Source organism: Acinetobacter sp. 228 (genome assembly GCF_048147885.1).
In genome coordinates this window covers 1-1,329 of record NZ_JAYWYV010000293.1, presented here as the reverse complement: position 1 = coordinate 1,329, position 1,329 = coordinate 1, and the positions used below count along the sequence as shown (strand labels likewise).

Here is a 1,329-nt window from a genome sequence, read left to right as displayed (position 1 = left end):
TCTTGTAGGTTCGGCAGAAACCGTTTCGGATGCTCTACAGCAATGGGTTGAAGATACCGATGTCGATGGTTTTAACTTAGCCTACATTTTGGCGCATCAAACCTTTGCCGATGTAGTTGAGTTTATTGTGCCTGAGTTGCAAAAACGTGGGGTATATCAAACCTCATATGCACAAGGAACATTAAGAGAAAAACTATTTGGTGCTGGGCCATATTTGCCTGAAAATCACCGAGGTGCAAAATATCGTAATCTAAAAGAGTTAAAACTTGCTGAGGCGAGTTAAATATTTTGGAAAGTCTTTAAATAAATAGCTGGTTAAATGCCAGCTTTTATTTTGTCTTTTTATATCGATTTTATTGCTGAGTTAATAATGAAAAGATAATTCTATAATTTAGATTAAAACATCAGATTAATTTGTTTTTGTATTATGTAAATAATCATTATTTTGTTCCTGTGATTAAAATACAGGAATTATTAAGTGAGCACAAAAGAACTCGATCATAACCACCGTTATGAAATTAAATCTCCCGATGATGTTTCACAATTAATTTCCAAATTTGCAGGGAAGGGTAAATCGAATAAAGTGATTTGGTTGGCACTGATTGGTGTATTTATTGATGCCTATGATCTAACAACGCTCTCTTTCGGTATTGAGCAAGTCATCTCAGAGTTTTCCTTAAGCCCTGTCATGACCGGTGTGGTAGCTTCAGCAATTGTCTGCGGAACCATTGTTGGTAACCTGATTGGTGGTTGGCTGACAGATAAAATTGGCCGTTATCGGGTCTTCATGGCGGACATGGTGCTGTTTGTTATTGCGGCAATTGTTGCAGGCTTTGCACCGAATGTATGGGTTTTGATTTTAGCCAGATTTATTATGGGAATTAGTGTTGGTATTGATCTGCCTGTGGCAATGTCATACTTATCTGAGTTTTCCAAATTTAACGGTAGTAGCAATAAGGCAGCGCGTTTAGCCGCATGGTGCCCAATGTGGTATGCCGCTTCCTCGGTGTGTTTTGGCCTAGTTCTGGCGCTTTATTTTCTTTTACCCCCTGAGCATAGCAACTGGTTATGGAGAGCATCTTTAATTTTTGGAGCAGTGCCAGCATTACTCATTATTTTTATTCGCGGTAAATATTTAACTGAGTCACCAATCTGGCTTGCAAACCAAGGTGATTTAAAAGGTGCAGCTCGAGTTCTACAAGAATCCTATGCAATTCATGCAGTCGCTACAGTTGAAAAAGTAAAAAGAACTGCTGAAAAGAAAAAGCGCGAGGGTTTTGCAGTTCTATTTAATAAAACCTATTTGCCAAGAACGATTGTGGCCATTGT

General features: G+C 38.4%; 1 protein-coding gene and 1 pseudogene. Both read left to right on the top strand.

The window, feature by feature from the left end:
• Positions 1-283: pseudogene (locus VXQ92_RS18340) on the top strand (5,10-methylene tetrahydromethanopterin reductase); the annotation flags it as partial.
• 195 nt (positions 284-478) lie between these two features.
• On the top strand, positions 479-1,329 hold an 851-nt coding region (locus tag VXQ92_RS18335; RefSeq protein WP_416682768.1), incomplete at its 3' end, for an MFS transporter.